This is a genomic window from Clostridium sp. HGF2, assembly GCF_964240115.1.
In the GTDB taxonomy this organism is placed as follows: domain Bacteria; phylum Bacillota_I; class Bacilli_A; order Erysipelotrichales; family Erysipelotrichaceae; genus Clostridium_AQ; species Clostridium_AQ innocuum.
Genome location: NZ_CAXSSO010000028.1, coordinates 1 through 1304, shown reverse-complemented (window position 1 = coordinate 1304; position 1304 = coordinate 1). Strand labels below are relative to the sequence as shown.

Below are 1304 nucleotides of genomic sequence, written 5' to 3'. Positions count from 1 at the left end.
GGTCTGCAAGTTCGGTGTCGGAACGGATAATATCGATCTGGATTATGCAAAAGAGCGTAATATCCATGTCGGACGCTGTGTGGGAAGCAATTCCCGCTCCGTTGCAGAGCATGTACTGTCTATGATGTTTATGGAAGCAAAGAATCTGTATACGAGTGTAAGGGATGTGAAGCATCATGGCTGGAATAAACCGACAGGCAGAGAGATTTATGGAAAGAAGCTGGGAATCATCGGCTTTGGAATGATCGGCAAGTATCTTGCCGAGTATGCTTACGGCTGTGGCATGGAGGTATATGCCTATGATGCCTTTGCAATCGCAGAGGAAACCGCAAGGCAGTACCATGCACAGATTTCCACACTGGAGGATATCCTTACAGACTGTGATTATATCTCTTTACACGTACCGCTTCTGGAGTCCACACGGAATATGATTTCCACAGAGGAATTCAAAAAAATGAAGAAGGATGCCTGCCTGCTGAATGCAGCACGCGGCGGTATCGTGGATGAGGAAGCCTTATATGAAGCATTGAAGAAGAAAGAGATACGAAGTGCATGCTTTGATGTGTACAGCAGCGAACCTCCAAGGGAAGATGATAAGCTGCTTACACTGGATAATTTCCTGTTAACGCCGCACACAGCCGCAAGAAGCATGGAAAGTGAACAGCGAACCTGTGCAATGTCTATGGACATCATACTGGAACAGCTGATAGGGAACTAGGTGAATATATGATAGAATGTGTAAAAGAATATCTGAGCAATATTACATCGGAATTAGGGAAAAATATAGAAGATATGGATATGGAAAGCATTGAACGTGCAGCCCATATCATAATGGAAAGTGAAAAGCAGGGAGGACGGATCCATGTCACGGGAATCGGAAAGCCGGGGCATGTGGCAGGCTATATCGCATCCCTGCTGTCTTCCACAGGAACGAGTGCCTATGAGCTGCATGGAACAGAGGCCGTTCACGGATCCAGCGGTCAGGTGAAAAAAGGAGATGTGGTGATTGCCATATCCAACAGCGGAGAAACGATGGAACTGGAGGCAACCGTACAGACACTTATAGCAAACGGAGCACACATCATCAGCTGTACGGGAAATCCGCAATCGACGCTGGCAAAGCAGTCGGAGGTATGTCTGGTAGCGCATGTGGATGAAGAAGGGGATGCGCTGAACAAGCCGCCGCGTGCTTCCATCCTGTCGGAGATCCTCATCCTGCAATGTCTGAGCGTAGTCTTGCAGGAAGCGAAGAAGCTGGATTTAAACCAGTATGTGAAATGGCATCCGGGCGGAAGTCTTGGTAA

Annotated in this window: 2 protein-coding genes; both read left to right on the top strand. The window is 47.7% G+C overall.

What is annotated here, in order from left to right; all coding sequences use genetic code 11:
• Positions 1 to 718: phosphoglycerate dehydrogenase (locus ACESPQ_RS20780; RefSeq protein WP_373144877.1), on the top strand; the 718-nt coding region annotated here is incomplete at its 5' end.
• Between the two features lie 8 nt (positions 719 to 726).
• Positions 727 to 1304 (top strand): SIS domain-containing protein (locus ACESPQ_RS20775; RefSeq protein ID WP_217780668.1); only part of this gene is annotated, 578 nt, incomplete at its 3' end.